The organism is Variovorax sp. IB41, from assembly GCF_016405905.1.
Taxonomy (GTDB): domain Bacteria; phylum Pseudomonadota; class Gammaproteobacteria; order Burkholderiales; family Burkholderiaceae_C; genus Variovorax.
The window spans coordinates 1,251,388-1,267,061 of record NZ_JAEFCB010000001.1; the positions used below are offsets into that span (position 1 = coordinate 1,251,388).

At 64.9% G+C, this 15,674-nt stretch carries 15 protein-coding genes; 9 read left to right on the plus strand and 6 right to left on the minus strand.

Going from position 1 to position 15,674, the window contains the following annotated elements; all coding sequences use genetic code 11:
* Positions 1–72: 72 nt before the first annotated feature.
* The 4 genes from infC to JC881_RS06005 form a co-directional block, all read right to left on the minus strand.
* Positions 73–696 carry a translation initiation factor IF-3 gene (gene infC / locus JC881_RS05990; RefSeq protein ID WP_080898454.1) on the minus strand — a complete coding sequence of 208 codons (624 nt, stop codon included), beginning with the start codon at positions 694–696 and terminating at the stop codon, positions 73–75.
* Positions 697–797: 101 nt separating this feature from the next.
* Positions 798–2,705 (minus strand): threonine--tRNA ligase, encoded by a 1,908-nt coding sequence (thrS, locus tag JC881_RS05995; protein ID WP_198784732.1) that lies wholly within the window; start codon positions 2,703–2,705, stop codon positions 798–800.
* A 332-nt stretch (positions 2,706–3,037) separates the two neighbouring features.
* Complete coding sequence (aceA, locus tag JC881_RS06000; protein WP_093434976.1) at positions 3,038–4,357, minus strand: isocitrate lyase; 1,320 nt, start codon at positions 4,355–4,357, stop codon at positions 3,038–3,040.
* Between the two features lie 218 nt (positions 4,358–4,575).
* Positions 4,576–4,989: a gamma-glutamylcyclotransferase family protein gene (locus JC881_RS06005; RefSeq protein WP_198784733.1), complete on the minus strand. Its 414-nt coding sequence runs from the start codon at positions 4,987–4,989 to the stop codon at positions 4,576–4,578.
* Positions 4,990–5,027: 38 nt separating this feature from the next.
* On the opposite strand from JC881_RS06005, the gene JC881_RS06010 reads away from it, so the two are divergent.
* Both JC881_RS06010 and JC881_RS06015 read left to right on the plus strand, forming a co-directional pair.
* Complete coding sequence (locus JC881_RS06010) at positions 5,028–5,951, plus strand: DMT family transporter (RefSeq protein WP_198784734.1); 924 nt, start codon at positions 5,028–5,030, stop codon at positions 5,949–5,951.
* 155 nt (positions 5,952–6,106) lie between these two features.
* Positions 6,107–6,547: an SWIB/MDM2 domain-containing protein gene (locus tag JC881_RS06015; RefSeq protein ID WP_176656515.1), complete on the plus strand. Its 441-nt coding sequence runs from the start codon at positions 6,107–6,109 to the stop codon at positions 6,545–6,547.
* A 39-nt stretch (positions 6,548–6,586) separates the two neighbouring features.
* Here JC881_RS06015 and JC881_RS06020 read toward each other — a convergent pair whose 3' ends face one another.
* Complete coding sequence (locus JC881_RS06020; protein ID WP_198784735.1) at positions 6,587–7,366, minus strand: AraC family transcriptional regulator; 780 nt, start codon at positions 7,364–7,366, stop codon at positions 6,587–6,589.
* Positions 7,367–7,469: 103 nt separating this feature from the next.
* Here JC881_RS06020 and JC881_RS06025 point away from each other — a divergent pair, with 103 nt between their 5' ends.
* On the plus strand, positions 7,470–7,763 hold the full coding sequence (locus JC881_RS06025; protein WP_198784736.1) for a hypothetical protein: 294 nt from the start codon (positions 7,470–7,472) through the stop codon (positions 7,761–7,763).
* Here the strand turns inward: JC881_RS06025 and JC881_RS06030 are convergent.
* Positions 7,729–9,453, minus strand: coding sequence for a thiamine pyrophosphate-binding protein (locus JC881_RS06030; RefSeq protein ID WP_198784737.1), 1,725 nt, complete (start codon positions 9,451–9,453; stop codon positions 7,729–7,731). The two genes, JC881_RS06025 and JC881_RS06030, sit on opposite strands and share 35 nt — an antisense overlap.
* A gap of 93 nt (positions 9,454–9,546) precedes the next feature.
* Between JC881_RS06030 and JC881_RS06035 the strand changes: the two genes are divergently transcribed.
* The 6 genes from JC881_RS06035 (at position 9,547) to JC881_RS06060 (ending at position 15,632) form a co-directional block, all read left to right on the plus strand.
* On the plus strand, positions 9,547–10,203 hold the full coding sequence (locus tag JC881_RS06035) for a TetR/AcrR family transcriptional regulator (RefSeq protein WP_198784738.1): 657 nt from the start codon (positions 9,547–9,549) through the stop codon (positions 10,201–10,203).
* 288 nt (positions 10,204–10,491) lie between these two features.
* Positions 10,492–11,496 (plus strand): tripartite tricarboxylate transporter substrate binding protein, encoded by a 1,005-nt coding sequence (locus JC881_RS06040; protein WP_198784739.1) that lies wholly within the window; start codon positions 10,492–10,494, stop codon positions 11,494–11,496.
* A gap of 40 nt (positions 11,497–11,536) precedes the next feature.
* Entirely contained in the window at positions 11,537–12,310 is a 774-nt protein-coding gene (locus JC881_RS06045) for an ABC transporter permease (protein WP_198784740.1), read from the plus strand.
* A 41-nt stretch (positions 12,311–12,351) separates the two neighbouring features.
* Complete coding sequence (locus tag JC881_RS06050) at positions 12,352–13,362, plus strand: ABC transporter substrate-binding protein (protein WP_198784741.1); 1,011 nt, start codon at positions 12,352–12,354, stop codon at positions 13,360–13,362.
* A 50-nt stretch (positions 13,363–13,412) separates the two neighbouring features.
* Positions 13,413–14,192 carry an ABC transporter ATP-binding protein gene (locus JC881_RS06055; protein ID WP_198784742.1) on the plus strand — a complete coding sequence of 260 codons (780 nt, stop codon included), beginning with the start codon at positions 13,413–13,415 and terminating at the stop codon, positions 14,190–14,192.
* Positions 14,193–14,201: 9 nt separating this feature from the next.
* A complete protein-coding gene (locus tag JC881_RS06060) occupies positions 14,202–15,632 on the plus strand; it encodes an enolase C-terminal domain-like protein (protein ID WP_198784743.1) in 1,431 nt (476 codons plus the stop codon).
* The last annotated feature ends 42 nt before the right edge of the window (positions 15,633–15,674 follow it).

Here is a 15,674-nt window from a genome sequence, read left to right on the forward strand (position 1 = left end):
CCCCTGCCGGCACTTCTTTCAAAGTGCCGGCAACGGCGAAATCCCTTCAAAACCTCGTCTGCCGCAAACGCCTCAGGCGGTTGCCGCGGGCGCCGTTGCCGGTGCAGCGTCTGCTGCCGGCTTGGGAGCCCCGCCACCGGCCTTCTTGCGGCCCGGAGCGATCATCATGATCATCTGCCGACCTTCCAGCTTCGGGAACTGCTCGACCATGATCAGGTCGCCCAGTTCATCGCGAATGCGCTGCAAGAGTGCCAAGCCGAGCTCCTGGTGCGTGATCTCGCGGCCACGAAAGCGCAGCGTGATCTTGCATTTGTCGCCCTCTTCAAGAAAGCGCTTGATGTTGCGCATCTTGATGTTGTAGTCACCGTCGTCGGTACCGGGCCGGAACTTGATTTCCTTGACCTCGATGACCTTCTGCTTGGACTTCGCCTCGGCCGCTTTCTTCTGCTCGTGGTACTTGAACTTGCCGTACTCGATCAGGCGACATACCGGCGGATTGGCCGCCGCGACGACCTCCACCAGATCCACATCGGCCTCGCCAGCAAGGCGCAAGGCCTCCGAGAGACTCATAACACCCAATGGCTCGTTTTCCGGGCCTACAAGGCGGACTTCCGGGGCCATGATTTCCCGGTTCAGGCGGTGTTGGCGTTCCTCGCGGTGGCGGCGGTCGCGAAATGCAGTAGCGATGGTCAGAATCCTTCAAAATTTGCTACAAAATCTGTAGCGAACGCCGGTCAGTCCTCGCGGACAAGCGGCACGATTTGGCTGGGAAACATATGGGGTGTTTCGGAGACAAATCAACGCTTGTCGGCAATGTCCTGGACGAGCCGTTGCACGAACGATTCGAGGGACATTGCTCCGAGGTCTTGATTGCCCCGGGCGCGCACTGCGACGGCACCTGCTTCCTTTTCCTTGTCGCCCACGACGAGGATGTAAGGGAGCTTTTGCAACGAATGCTTCCGTATTTTATACGTAATCTTCTCGTTGTGCAGGTCAAGCTGAACCCTAAGCCCTTGATTTTGCAGCGTTTTCGCAACTTGCGCAGCGTAATCGGCCTGTCCTTCGCTGATATTGAGCACCGCCACCTGCACCGGAGCGAGCCACGCAGGCATCGCGCCGGAGTGGTGTTCGATCAGCATGCCGATGAAGCGCTCCAGGCTGCCCACGATGGCGCGATGCAGCATCACGGGGTGCGCGCGGCCACTCGATTCCGTGACGTATTCGCCGCCCAAACGCTCGGCCGTGTTGAAGTCGACCTGCATCGTGCCGCACTGCCACTGCCGGCCGATCGCGTCGCGCAGCGTGTATTCGATCTTCGGACCGTAGAAGGCGCCGTCGCCCGGCGAGATGACGAAGTCGACGCCCGAGCGGCGCAGCGATTCCATCACCGCGTGCTCGGCCTTGTCCCACAGCTCGTCGGAGCCCACGCGGTTCTCGGGCCGCGTGGCGACCTTGTAGAGGATGTCCGTAAAGCCGAAGTCGGCATAAACCTTCTGCAGTTGCTCCGTGTAGGCGATGCATTCGTCGAGGATCTGGTCTTCCGTGCAGAAGATGTGTCCGTCGTCCTGCGTGAAGCCGCGCACGCGCATGATCCCGTGCAGCGCGCCGCTGGGTTCGTTGCGATGGCACTGGCCGAACTCGCCGTAGCGCAGCGGCAGGTCGCGGTAGCTGCGCAGGTCGCTCTTGAAGATCAGCACGTGGCCCGGGCAGTTCATCGGCTTGAGCGCGTATTCGCGCTTCTCCGACTCCGTCGTGAACATGTTGTCGCGGTAGTTCTGCCAGTGGCCCGTTTTCTCCCACAGGCTCTTGTCGAGGATCTGCGGACCCTTCACTTCCCAGTAGCCCGTGTCGCGGTAGATGCCGCGCATGTACTGCTCGACCTGCTGCCAGATCGCCCAGCCCTTCGGGTGCCAGAACACCACGCCCGGCGCCACTTCGTCGATGTGGAACAGGTCCAGCTCCTTGCCGAGCTTGCGGTGGTCGCGCTTCTCGGCTTCCTCGATGCGCTGGATGTACTGGTCGAGCTGCTTTTTGTCAGCCCAGGCCGTGCCGTAGATGCGCTGCAGCTGCTCGTTCTTGGCATCGCCGCGCCAATAGGCGCCGGCCAGCTTCGTGAGCTTGAAGACCTTCAGGAAGCGCGTGTTCGGCACGTGAGGGCCGCGGCACATGTCGACGTATTCCTGGTGGTAGTAGAGGCCCATCGCCTGCTCGTCGGGCATGTCCTCGACGAGACGCAGCTTGTAGTCCTCGCCGCGCGACTTGAAGACCTCGATCACCTCGGCGCGCGGCGTCATCTTCTTGACCACGTCGTAGTCCTGCGCGATCAGCTCGCGCATGCGCGCCTCGATGGCGGCCATGTCCTCGGGCGTGAAGGGGCGCTCGTAGGAAATGTCATAGTAGAAGCCCTCGTCGATCACCGGGCCGATCACCATCTTGGCCGCCGGGTAGAGCTGCTTGACCGCATGGCCGACCAGGTGGGCCGTCGAGTGGCGAATGATCTCCAGGCCTTCGTCGTCCTTGGGCGTGATGATCTGGAGCTTGGCGTCGTGGTCGATGACGTCGCTGGCATCGACGAGCCGGCCGTCGACCTTGCCAGCTACCGTCATCTTGGCCAGGCCTGGGCCGATGGACTGGGCCACTTCGGCCACCGAAACCGGGCCGGGGAACTCGCGGCGCGAGTTGTCGGGGAGCGTGATCTGGATCATGTGAAACCTCGGGAGAAAAACAAAAAAGCGCGGTGGATGCCGCGCTTTGCTTGGTTGGGAGCTGGAAGAAACCAGCGAGCGCGGGCTACCGGCCCTTTCCTTCGATCGTGTCGAAGAAGAAAAAGCCGCTCGATCCTTGCGGAGTAGTTCGCGGTGTCATAACCAAGGTGCCTTTCTCGCTCTTGTTGAGTGCAGAGGCAGCAATTCTAACTTCTGCCCGCCGGGCCGTGGCGCCTGCGTTCTCGAGTCCCTGCACCTCGCCGGGCCGCACGCAAAAAAGCCCGGCACATGGCCGGGCCTGAAAGTGACAGCGAAAAATCGGTGTCGGCAGATCAGTGGAACTGCTCTTCTTCGGTCGAACCGGTCAGCGCGGTGACGCTCGACTTGCCGCCCTGGATCACGGTGGTCACTTCGTCGAAGTAACCCGTGCCCACTTCCTGCTGGTGCGAAACGAACGTGTAGCCGCGGTCGCGCGCTGCGAATTCGGGCTCCTGCACCTTCTCGACATAGGCCGACATGCCGCGCGCCACGTAGTCCTGCGCCAGGTCGAACATGTTGAACCACATCGAGTGGATGCCGGCCAGCGTGATGAACTGGTACTTGTAGCCCATGGCGCCCAGTTCCTTCTGGAACTTGGCGATGGTCGCGTCGTCCAGGTTCTTCTTCCAGTTGAACGACGGCGAGCAGTTGTAGGCCAGCATCTTGCCCGGGTGCACCTTGTGCACGGCTTCGGCGAACTTGCGAGCGAACTCGAGGTCGGGCGTGCCGGTTTCGCACCACACCAGGTCGGCGTAGTAGGCGTAGGCAACGGCGCGGCTGATGGCCTGGTCCATGCCCTTGTTCGTGCGGTAGAAGCCTTCGGCGGTGCGCTCGCCGGTGATGAAGGGCTTGTCGTTCTCGTCGTAGTCGCTGGTGATGAGGTCGGCCGCTTCCGCATCGGTGCGGGCGATCACGAGCGTCGGGGTGCCGCAGACGTCGGCAGCCATGCGCGCTGCGATGAGCTTCTGCACCGCTTCGGTGGTGGGCACGAGCACCTTGCCGCCCATGTGGCCGCACTTCTTGACCGAGGCGAGCTGGTCTTCGAAGTGCACGCCGCCGGCGCCGGCCTTGATCATGGCCTTCATCAGCTCGAAGCCGTTCAGCACGCCGCCGAAACCGGCTTCGGCGTCAGCCACGATGGGCGCGAAGTAGTCGGTGTAGCCCTTGTCGCCGGGGTTCACGTTCTTGGACCACTGGATCTCGTCAGCGCGGCGGAAGGTGTTGTTGATGCGCTCGACCACCGTCGGCACCGAGTCCACCGGGTACAGCGACTGGTCGGGGTACATCGAGGCGTAGCTGTTGTTGTCGGCGGCGACCTGCCAGCCCGACAGGTAGATGGCCTTCACGCCGGCCTTGACCTGCTGCATCGCCTGGCCGCCGGTGAGCGCGCCGAGGCAGTTGACGTAGGGCTCGTTGTTCACCAGGTCCCAGAGCTTCTCGGCGCCGCGGCGGGCCAGCGTGTGCTCGATGGGGAAGGAGCCGCGAAGGCGCACCACGTCGGCGGCGCTGTAGCCGCGCTTGATGCCCTTCCAGCGCGGATTGGTGGCCCAGTCTTTTTCGAGGGCGGCAATCTGCTGTTCGCGGCTCAGTTGTTCTGTGAGGGTCTGGGGCATGGTCACTCCGTGAGGTTGATTGAAGGGTTGAAAGCGGTTGGGCGCTGCGGCCTTGGGATCAACTGTAATTCGATCCGAGACTCTTATGTCTTATAGAAGACATATTTTTCAATCAACAAAATCAACCACTTACGGCGATATCTCTCAATGCGAAATTATTTTTCTCATATTGAGAAAAAATATTGCGCCGCAACAGCCACGTCTTCCACGATGTGCAATCAACCTTTCGGTGGTGAAAACGCCGGCGATTTCTGTGCGGCGTGGGCGATCCAGTCACCGCTGCCGATCACCGGCCGCCCCGCAATCCGCGAAGGATGAATCTCGTAGACCAGGCAATTGACCCACTGCGCACCCACCGCCACGCGAACCTCGCGCTTGATGTACTCGCCCGAATCGTCCTCGGCCACTTCTTCGAGCAGATCGAGCGCCACCTCGACCGCAGGCTCGACGCGATAGATCTCGCCCTTCACGCGCCCCTCCCCGCCGAGCACCACGCCTGGATAAGCGCCAAGGTCGTACAGCGTCCCGGCAATGCTCGCCTCTGCGACGAAGACGGGCGCCGGCCTGTAGCGCGCGATGTCATTGCGCCCGTGCCGGCGCAGCGTGCCGTAGACAAAAACGTGGGGCATCATCGAATCCGCTTTCTCCGCAACAACAAAACTTCAGTCTATTGAACTCCGCCGCCCCCGCTTCCGGCCGCCTCGTGGCCTATGGCTGCCTGGCCCTGAGCATGTCGCTCGTCGGCGCCTACGTCGCCCTCTCCAAACCTCTTGTCGCGGCCTTCCCGGTGCTGCTGCTCGCATGGCTGCGCTTCGGCATCGCCGCGCTGGCCATGCCCCACTGGCTCAAGCGCGGCGTTGACGAGCCGCCGATGACGGCGCACACGCGCTGGCTCGTCTTTCTCGAATCGTTCCTCGGCAACTTCCTGTTCTCGATCTGCATGCTGTACGGCGTGAGCATGACGAGCGCGGTGTCGGCGGGCGTGATCATGGCGTCGATCCCCGCGGTGGTCGCGGTGGCGAGCTGGCTGTTCCTGCGCGAGCGCATCACGGTGCGCATTGGCCTGGCCATCGCATGCGCGGCGCTCGGCATCGGCCTCCTGGCCCTCAGCCCCGCGCACGCGCCGGCTTCGCCCGACGCGGCGACGTCGTCGATGCCGTGGCTCGGCAACCTGCTGGTGTTCTGCGCCGTGCTCTGCGAGACCGCCTATGCGGTGATCGGCAAATCGCTCACGGGGCGCCTGGGGCCCAAGCGCATCGCGTCGCTCATCAACCTCTGGGGCTTCGTGCTCTCGATGCCCTTCGGCATCTGGTTCGCACTGTCGTTCGACTTCGGCGCGGTGCACGGCGGCATCTGGGTCCTGCTCGCGGTCTACGCACTCGCTGCGAGCATCTGGACGGTGTGGCTCTGGATGACGGGCCTGCGCCATGTTCCCGCCGCGCGGGCCGGTGTTTTCGCGGTGTTGCTGCCCGTCAGCGCGGCGCTCGTGGGCGTGCTCGTGCTCGGTGAAAACCTCTCTTCGCCGCAGCTGCTCGCGTTCGCGATTGCACTCGTGGGCGTGGTGCTTGCGACGTGGCCTGGGCGCCGAACGTGAAAAACGAGGCTTCTCCCCTCTGAAAAAACAACAACTCCCAATGAAAAAACCGCTTTTTCCCTTGGAAACGCGTTTTTTCTCCTTTAGCATCCGCATTGCCACTGGAGACGCAAGTTTTTCATTGGTGAATGTTCAACCAAAAAAGGAAATCAACCATGGCAACTGCAAAGAAGGCTCCGGCCAAGAAAGCTCCGGCAAAGAAGGCCGCTCCCGCAAAGAAGGCTGCGGCTCCTGCGAAGAAGGCTGCACCGGCCAAGAAGGCCGCTCCCGCAAAGAAGGCTGCTCCTGCGAAGAAGGCCGCACCGGCGAAGAAGGCTCCTGCAAAGAAGGCCGCTCCCGCCAAGAAGCGCACTCCCAACGCTGCGTTCATGAAGGCCCTGACCCCCAGCCCGGCACTCGCTGCCGTGGTCGGCTCGACGCCTCTGCCGCGCACCGCTGTCGTGAGCAAGCTGTGGGACTACATCAAGAAGAACAACCTTCAAGACAAGGCCAACAAGCGCAACATCAACGCCGACGCAAAGCTGAAGGAAATCTTCGGCAAGGCGCAAGTGTCGATGTTCGAACTGGCCGCGCTGATTGGCAAGCACGTCAAGTAAGCACCCAGGGGCCTCGCGCTCCTGAATCAAAAAGCCGGCTCACGCCGGCTTTTTTTTCGCCTGCGGCAAGGCCATGCCCTCCTCGAAGAAACGTGCCGGCGTGCAGCCGAAATTCTTGCGGAAAGTTTCGATGAACGCGCTCACCGAGCTGTAGCCGACCGTCAGCGCCACCGTCGTCACGGCCTCGCCCAGGCTCAACAGTTCGACGGCCTTCAGCAAGCGCGATTGCTGCCGCCATTGCGCAAAACTCAATCCAGTCTCGACAGCGAAGCGGCGCGTGAGCGTCCTGCGCGCCATGCCGATGCGATCGGCCCACTGGTCGATGGTGTCGGGCATCGCGGGATCGTTCGCCAATGCCGTGGCCATTGCCGCCAGGCGCTTGTCCTGCGGCATCGGCAGATGAAGCGACGGCCTCGCGCTCGCGACGAGTTCATCGAGCAACACGGCCACAAGCCGCGCGCGGCGTTCCTCGAAGGCGCTCGACGATGCATCGAACGATGTCAGCCGATCGATCACCGCCTGCATCAGCGGCGTCGTTGCGAACACATGCGGGCCTTCGGGCAGACCGGCCGCCATCGCCGCATCGATGTGCAGGCTCCAGCCCGCGGTGGCGCCGAAACTCTGCGCCGCATGCGCGCACCGCGGCGCGATCCAGCCGATCCACCCCGGCGGCTGCACCCAGCGCCCGGCAGGCGTCTCGATGACCTGCAGCCCCTCGCGCAAGGCGAACAGCTGCCCCGTCTCGTGCGCGTGGTAGCCCGTGACGCGCGGCGCCTCGTAGGCATTGATCCAGAGCCTGACCGGCGCGTCAGCCGCCATGCCTGGCCCGCCGGAGGTATCGATTGGCCCCGCGCCGCAAGCCGCGAAGCGCCCTGCTGCCTAGCATCGAGTTCATCTTCACAACGCCTTCAAAGGAACACACATGCAAGCTCAGGACGTACTGCCCGATGGCCAGGATTTCGTCATCAGGAACGGACTCCCCTTGCGCAAGGGCTCGGTCGGCGCCTTCCTCATCAATGCGCAGTTGCTGCAGGACCCGAACGCCAGCGCAGAGGCGAAGCAGGCCGCCGAGCGCGACCTGATCGACCTGCTCCCCGCTCTCGAAGCGCTGGGCCTGTTCGACGTGTTCGAGTTGCGCTCGCCCACGTTGCGCGACGAGGTGGCCCGTCATCGCGCGGCGCTCAGCTGCGCGCCGGCTGCTGCGCCGCGCGCCTGATCGACGCCAGCGTCCCGCGCGTGGTGATCACCTCGGGGTCCAGCGGAATCTCGATCAGCGTGCCCGTGTCGGCCGCCAGCGCGCGCAGCAGCGCGGCTTCGAACTGCCCGGTCTCCGTCACGCGTTCGGCCGCATAGCCGTAGGCGCGGGCGAGGCCGCAGAAGTCGGGGTTGCGCAGCGCGGTGCCGCTGGTGCGCGCCGGGTACTCGCGCTCCTGGTGCATGCGGATCGTGCCGAACATGCCGTTGTTGAGCAGCACGACGATGCTCTTGCCGCCGTGCTGCGCAGCCGTCGCGAGCTCCTGCCCTGTCATCAGGAAATCGCCGTCGCCCGCGATCGTGAAGGCCACGCGCCCCGTCGCGAGGTTCGCGGCAATGCCAGCCGGCACGCCGTACCCCATCGCGCCGCTGGTCGGCGCCAGCTGCGTCTTGTGGCCCTTGGCGAGCCCGTGATAGCGGAAGTAGCGATGTACCCAGCTCGCGAAGTTGCCGGCACCGTTGGTGATGGCCGCGTCCGGTGGCAGGTGCTTTTGCAGCAGCGCGACGACCTCGGCCATGTCGACAGGCCCGCGCGGCGTCTCGGCCGGCATGCCGGCCAGCGCCTGCGGCACGAGGTTGGCCTCGTAGTCCGCATGCGCCTGCGCGGTCCATTCTTCCCAGGGCAAGGTGGGCGGCGCACTCAGCACCTCGAGGCTGCGCGCCGCGGCGCTCATGCCGGCGTTGATCGCGAGGTCGGCCTGGTACACGCGGTTGAGTTCCTCGGCGCTCGCATGGATGTGCACCAGTACCTGCCTGGCCTTGGGCGCCTCGAGCAGCGTATAGCCGCCGGTCGTCATCTCGCCCAGGCGCGGACCGATCGCAAGAATCAGGTCCGCGTCCTTCACGCGCTGCGCGAGCTTCGGGTTGATCGCGATGCCGACATCGCCCGCATACAGCGGATGGTGGTTGTCGAAGGTGTCCTGGTAGCGGAAGGCATTGGTCACCGGCAGGCGCCAGTTCTCGGCGAAGCGCTGCAGCGCCTGCGCGGCCTGTGTAGTCCAGCCGCCGCCGCCCGCGATCACCAGCGGCTTGTGCGACTTCAGCAGCAGCTCGCGCAAAGTGCGCAGCGCACCCGGATCGCTCCATGGCTGCACCGCCTCCACGCGCGGCAGCGGCCGCGCTGAAGTCTCCGTGCGCAGCATGTCCTCGGGCAGCACCAGCACCACCGGCCCGGGCCGCCCGTTCATCGCGGTTGCGAAGGCGCGCGCCACGTACTCGGGAATCCGGTCCGCGTCGTCGATGCGCTCCACGCGCTTGGCGAATCCCTTCGTGCTCGGCCCGAAGAAGCTGCCGTAGTCCACTTCCTGGAAGGCTTCGCGGTCGCGGAAGTCGCTGCCGACGTCGCCCACGAACAGCACCATCGGCGTCGAATCCTGGAACGCGTTGTGCACGCCGATCGATGCGTTGGTGGCGCCGGGCCCGCGGGTGACGAAGCACACACCCGGCCGCCCGGTGAGCTTGCCGTGCGCCTCGGCCATGAAGGCCGCGCCGCCCTCCTGCCGGTTCACGATGAAGCGCGCGCGATCGCCGTAGGCATGAAAGCCGTCGAGCACGGCGAGGAAGCTTTCGCCCGGCACGCCGAACGCGATCTCCATGCCTTGCGCGACCAGGCACTCGACGATCAGGTGGCCTGCGGGTTGTGATGTACTCATGAGAAGTCGAACCTCAGCTGCAATGTCTCCGGCAATTATGTGCGTCTGCTCCTCATGCCTTGCGTTAATTCCCCAAATGGTTAAATTCGCGCCATGAAGGCACCGAAGGATTCCCCGCCCGAGACGCTCGAACCGCGCTCGCGCGATGCCGACCGCTCGCAGCTCGCCATCCTCGCCGCGGCGCGCGAGGAGTTCTCGCAGCTGGGTCTGGCCGGCGCGCGCATGGACAGCATCGCGACGCGCGCGGGCCTGAACAAGCGCCTCATCTACTACTACTTCGGCAGCAAGGACGACCTGTTCCTCGCGGTGCTCGAGCGCACCTACGCCGACATCCGCGATGCCGAGCAGCGGCTGCACCTGGACGAGATCGAGCCGGTCGAGGCGATCCGCCAGCTCGTCTCTTTCACCTGGCACTACTACCTCGAACACCCCGAGTTCATCACGCTGCTCAACAGCGAGAACCTGCACCGCGCCGCGCACCTGAAGCGCTCCGAGCGCATCCAGGAAATGAACTCGCCGCTGGTGCAGCTGCTCGATACCGTGCTGGAGCGCGGCCGCCGCGAGAACCTGTTCCACGCGGGCGTGGACCCGGTGCAGCTGTACATCTCGATCGCGTCGCTGTGCTACTTCTACCTCTCGAACAACCACACGCTCTCGGCCATCTTCGGGCGTGACCTGCGTGCGCCCAAGGCGATGGCGCAACGCCTCTCGCACATGACCGACCTGGTCCTGGGCTACGTCCTGAAATAGGCTCACCCCCAGGCTTCGCGCACTTCGTGTCGCTACGCAAACCCCCTTCCGGGGGCAACACCTGCGGCCCGGCAAAGCCGGTTCCGCGGTGTTACTGGCCTTGGCTGCGCCAGCTTCACGCGCCGCGCGCGGCGCAAATCCCTTCGACCAACCACTGAGCCTCCTTCGGGTATTCACTAGGCGACGTCGGTTGACGCTGCGGCGCAGCCGTTCCTAAAATCGTTAATTCACTTATTGGTGAATTGATCGATTCAAGACAGCGGCACGACCGCGCGGAGACAGACACCCATGAAGCGACTCGCACGCACCACTGCCACCACCACCGCATTCGCTGCGCTCACCGCCCTGGCCTCGTTGGCCGCGCTGATGCCGGGCTTGGCGTCCGCGCAGAACGGCTACCCGACCAAGCCGATCCGCGTGATCGTTCCCTTCGCGGCCGGCAGCACCACCGACATCATTGCGCGCGCCATCGCCGACAAGATGAGCCAGAGCATGGGCCAGACGCTGGTCATCGACAACCGCGGCGGCGCGAGCGGCACCATCGGCCAGCAGGCGGTGGCCACGGCCGCGCCGGATGGCTACACGGTCATGATCCATTCGTCGTCGCACACGGTGAGCCCTTCGACCTTCGCCAAGCTGCCGTTCGACACGGTGGGCGATTTCGCGGGCGTCACGCCGATCTCCTCGCTCCCCAACGCGCTGGTCATCTCGCCCACCAAGAACATCAAGACGCTGCCGCAACTCCTGGCCGCCGCGCGCGCCAAGCCCGGCAGCATGAACTTCGCCTCGGCCGGCCAGGGCAGCGCGACGCACCTGAACGCCGAGAAATTCAAGATGGCCGCCAAGATCGACGCGACCAACATCCCCTTCAAGGGATCGGGAGAAGCGGTGACCGAGGTGCTCTCGGGCCGCGTCGACTACTACTTCTCCCCCATCGCCCCGGTGATCGGCCAGATCAAGGAAGGCCAGCTGCTCGCGCTCGCCGTCGGTTCGCCCAAGCGCGCGGCGGCCTTGCCCGACGTGCCCACCACCACCGAGGCCGGCGTGCCTGGCTCCGAGTTCAACTTCTGGATCGGGATGATGGCGCCCGCCAAGACGCCGCGCGACGTCGTCAACCGCCTGCACGACGAAGTGGCGAAGGCGCTGGCCACGCCCGAGGTGAAGGAGCGTTTCCTCAAGCTGGGCGCCGACGCCTGGACGCTCAAGCCCGAGCAGTTCGACGCCTACATCAAGGAAGAGATCGCGAGCAACGCGCAACTCGTGAAGGCCGCGGGCCTGCAGGTCCAGCAGTAAACGCACGTCCTCCGCGCCGAGAAAGATCCGAGTCGCCACCATGCTCCGCAAGCTCCTGCTCTCCCCGGCCCTGCGGCCGTTCCTGCTGATCCTGTTGCTGCTGGTGCTGTGGGACCTCGTGATCCGCCTCTTCAGGATCCCGGCCTACCTGATTCCGCCGCCGTGGGAAGTCGTGAAGCAGCTCGTGGCCGAGTGGCCGCGCCTCCTCGCCGAAAGCTGGAAGACCACGCTCGCCACGCTCGGCGGCTTCGGTCTCACGATCCTCATCGGCATTCCGATCGCGATGGTCATCGCCTACTCGCGGCTGGTCGAGTCGTATGTGTACCCGCTGCTGGTGTTCTCGCAGAGCATCCCGAAGGTGGCGATCGCGCCGCTCTTCGTGGTGTGGTTCGGCTTCGGCATCCTGCCCAAGGTGATCAGCGCGTTCCTGCTGGGCTTCTTCCCCGTGGTGGTGTCCACGGTGATGGGCTTCAAGTCGGTCGAGCCCGACATGCTGGACCTCGCCCGCTCGATGGGCGCGAGCCGCCTGCAGACCTTCTTCAAGATCAGCCTGCCGCAGGCGCTGCCCGCGATCTTCAGCGGCTTGAAGGTCTCGGTCACGCTCGCCGTCGTGGGTGCTGTGGTCGGCGAATTCGTCGGTTCCAACTCGGGTATCGGCTACGTGCTGCAGGTGGCCAACGGCAACTTCGATCTACCGCTGATGTTCGCCGCGCTCGTGGTGCTGTCGAGCATCGGCGTGGTCCTTTTCGTCGCGGTCGATCTGGTCGAGCGCGTGATGATTCCGTGGCACGCCTCCCAGCGCCACGTGCAATGAGTTCCTTCGTCATACCCAGAAAACTCCCGGAGACAACCGCCATGAAGAAACTGCTTCCCTCGATGCTCGCCGTCGCCGTCACGGCCCTGGCGACCTTCGCCATCGCGCCGGCCCATGCCCAGGCTGAAAAGCCCAAGGACAAGGTCACGCTGATGCTCAACTGGTACCTCTACAGCGAGCACGCGACCTTCTTCCTCGGCAAGGAAAAGGGCTTCTACGCCGAAGAGGGCATCGACCTCGACATCCAGGAAGGCCGCGGCTCCGCCGTCACCGCGCAGGCGGTGGCCGCCAAGTCGGCGACCTTCGGCTACATCGACGTCACCACCATGATCAAGGCCGCCGCCAAGGGCGCGCCGCTGAAGTCGACCGGCGTGCTGTTCCAGGTGAGCCCGATGTCGGTCATGGGCTTCACCGAGAAGAACATCAAGACGCCCAAGGACATCATCGGCAAGACCGTGGCCGTGACGCCCGGCGACTCGATGTCGCAGATGTGGCCGCTCTTCCTCAAGGTCAACGACATCAAGCCCGACCAGGTGAAGATCGTCTCGGGCGACGGCCAGACCAAGCTCAATGCGGTGACCAACGGCCAGGCCGACCTCCTCCTGGGCTACGTGATGGACCAAGCCATCAAGCTGCAGGACGCCACCGGCAAGCCCGTGACGCCGATCCGCTTTGCCGACTCGGGCGTGAACCAGATCAGCTCCGGGATCATCACCAACAAGAACCTCCTGACCGAGAACCCCGACCTCGTGAAGCGCTTTATGCGCGCCTCCACCAAGGCCGCCGAAGCCGCCGAGAAGAGCCCCGAGGCGGCCGTGGACGCGATGCTGAAAGCCAACCCGAAGGCCGGCGTGCGCGACACGCTGATCGTGGGCATGAAGCAGAGCGTGGCGCTCTATCACACGAAGGACACGGCGAACCAGCGCCCGTTCCGCGTGGCGATGAAGAACGTGAACGACTCGCTGGACCTTTTGGTGCAGTACGGCGGCATGGATGCATCGACGCGCGGCAAGCCCGAGGACTACGTCACCCTCGACTTCCTGCCGAACTGATCTTTCTTCCGCGCGTTCGCTCGCTTGCAGTTGCCACCTCTCACGCACCCATGTCCCAAGTCAACCTGATCGAAGCGCGCGGCGTCTCGAAGACCTACCAGAGCAAGGACGGCCCGGTCGAATCGCTCAAGCCCCTGGACTTCGCCATCCAGGAAGGCGAATTCGTCTCCGTCGTCGGCCCCTCGGGCTGCGGCAAGAGCACGCTGCTCAAGATGGTCGCGGGCCTGCTGCCGATCAGCGGCGGCGAACTCACGCTGGCCGGCAAGCCGATCAAGGGACCGCAGAAGGACGTGGGCATCGTGTTCCAGAGCGCGGTGCTGCTGCCCTGGCGCAGCGTAGAAGACAACATCCTGCTGCAGGCCGAGATGCGCCACCTGCCCAAGGCCGCCGCCAAGACCCGGGCGCGCGAACTCATGGAGATGGCCGGCCTCAAGGGCTTCGAGGGCAAGTACCCCTGGCAGCTTTCGGGCGGCATGCAGCAACGCGCGTCGATCTGCCGCGCGCTGCTGCACGACCCCTCGGTGCTCTTGATGGACGAGCCCTTCGGCGCGCTCGACGCGATGACGCGCGAGAAGATGAACCTGGAACTGCAACGCATCTGGATGGCCTCCAAGAAGACCGTGATGCTGATCACCCACAGCATCCCCGAGGCGATCTTTCTCTCGGACCGCGTGATCGTGATGAGCGAGCGCCCCGGCTCGATCGCGGCCGTCTACGACATCGACCTGCCGCGCCCGCGCACGCTCGACATGATGGCCTCGCCGGAGTTCGGCGCGTACACGAAGCTGGTGCGCGCGCATTTCTTCTCGCAGGGCATCCTGGACCACTGAACGCCTGCCATGGACGCGCCCCGCTTTCACATCGAAGAGATCCGTTTTTCCGAGCGCGACGTGGCGCTCCGGCTGCCGTTCCGCTTCGGCGCCGCCACCGTCACCGCCTGTCCGCAGGTGTACGTGCGGGCCCGCATCCGCTTCGAGAACGGCGGCACGGCCGAGGGCTGCGCGGCCGAGATGATGGTGCCGAAATGGTTCGACAAGAACCCGGCCCTCAACAACGAGCAGAACTTCGAGCAGCTGCGCTTCGCGCTGCGCGATGCGCGCGATGCGTATGTGGCTGAAGACGACGCGCAGACCGCGTGGACGCACTTCGCCTCGAACTACGCTGCGCTGCAGGCCCGCGCGAAGGCCAAGGGCCTGCAAGCACTCGTAGCGAGCTACGGCCCGGCGCTGATCGACCGCGCCGTGATGGACGCGCTCTGCCTGCACACCGGCACGAGCTTCGCGACCGCCATGAGCGCCAACCTCTGCGGCATCGACATTGCGGGCAGTGGGCTCGCCGACGATCTCGCGGGCTTCGACATGCCCGCCTTCCTGGCCAGCCATTCCCCGCAGGCAAGCATCGCGGCACGCCACACCGTCGGCCTGGCCGATGCCATCGACGACAGCGACGCACTGCCCGACGCGCCCGCCGACGGCCTGCCCACCACCCTCGCCGCAGCGGTAAAACGCTACGGCCTCACTCACTTCAAGCTCAAGCTCTGCGGCCACACCGCGCAAGACATCGACCGGCTACAACGCATCGCCCGCGTGATCGACGGCCACGCCCAACTCGTGACGCTCGACGGCAACGAGCAGTACGCCGATGCCGACGACTTCGCCGTCTTCCTCGACCGCATGCTCTCCACGCCCGTGCTGTGGAAGCTCGCGCAGAAGACCGTCTTCGTCGAACAGCCGATCCGCCGCGATGCCGCGCTGGAGCGCGACGTGTCGGCACTGGGCAAGCGCATTCCGCTTCTGATCGACGAATCCGACGCCACGCTCGACGCCTTCGTGCAGGCCCGCGCGCTCGGCTACACGGGCGTATCGAGCAAGAGCTGCAAGGGCTTCTACAAGTCGGTCGTCAACGCGGCGCGCTGCGCGCACTGGAATGCGGCGAAAGACAAGCCGCGCTATTTCCTTTCCGGCGAAGACCTCACGATGCAGGCCGGCATCGGCGTGCAGCAGGACCTCGCGCTCGTCGGGTGGCTGGGCCTCTCGCACGTCGAGCGCAACGGCCACCACTACGTCAACGGCCTCGCGGCCGTGCCCGAGGCCGAGCAGCAGGCGCTTGCCGCGCTGCACCCAGGCCTCTACGAAACCAGCGACGGCGCCGTGCGCCTCGCCATCCGCGGCGGACAGCTCCCTCTGTCGTCGCTCGCCACCGCGCCCGGCTTTGCCACCGGCATTCCCGGCGCGGGCATCTCGTGGGACGCCATGCGTTCCGTCTACTGAAGCACCCCTCTCGCACCCCTCTCGAATCTCAAGGAAGAAAAC

Excerpts from the sequence above, each read along its gene's own strand:
- thrS (WP_198784732.1), bottom strand. The coding sequence starts at position 2,705 with ATGATCCAGATCACGCTCCCCGACAACTCGCGCCGCGAGTTCCCCGGC.
- aceA (WP_093434976.1), bottom strand. The coding sequence starts at position 4,357 with ATGCCCCAGACCCTCACAGAACAACTGAGCCGCGAACAGCAGATTGCC.
- JC881_RS06005 (WP_198784733.1), bottom strand. The coding sequence starts at position 4,989 with ATGATGCCCCACGTTTTTGTCTACGGCACGCTGCGCCGGCACGGGCGC.
- JC881_RS06015 (WP_176656515.1), top strand. The coding sequence starts at position 6,107 with ATGGCAACTGCAAAGAAGGCTCCGGCCAAGAAAGCTCCGGCAAAGAAG.
- JC881_RS06020 (WP_198784735.1), bottom strand. The coding sequence starts at position 7,366 with ATGGCGGCTGACGCGCCGGTCAGGCTCTGGATCAATGCCTACGAGGCG.
- JC881_RS06025 (WP_198784736.1), top strand. The coding sequence starts at position 7,470 with ATGCAAGCTCAGGACGTACTGCCCGATGGCCAGGATTTCGTCATCAGG.
- JC881_RS06030 (WP_198784737.1), bottom strand. The coding sequence starts at position 9,453 with ATGAGTACATCACAACCCGCAGGCCACCTGATCGTCGAGTGCCTGGTC.
- JC881_RS06035 (WP_198784738.1), top strand. The coding sequence starts at position 9,547 with ATGAAGGCACCGAAGGATTCCCCGCCCGAGACGCTCGAACCGCGCTCG.
- JC881_RS06040 (WP_198784739.1), top strand. The coding sequence starts at position 10,492 with ATGAAGCGACTCGCACGCACCACTGCCACCACCACCGCATTCGCTGCG.
- JC881_RS06045 (WP_198784740.1), top strand. The coding sequence starts at position 11,537 with ATGCTCCGCAAGCTCCTGCTCTCCCCGGCCCTGCGGCCGTTCCTGCTG.
- JC881_RS06050 (WP_198784741.1), top strand. The coding sequence starts at position 12,352 with ATGAAGAAACTGCTTCCCTCGATGCTCGCCGTCGCCGTCACGGCCCTG.
- JC881_RS06055 (WP_198784742.1), top strand. The coding sequence starts at position 13,413 with ATGTCCCAAGTCAACCTGATCGAAGCGCGCGGCGTCTCGAAGACCTAC.
- JC881_RS06060 (WP_198784743.1), top strand. The coding sequence starts at position 14,202 with ATGGACGCGCCCCGCTTTCACATCGAAGAGATCCGTTTTTCCGAGCGC.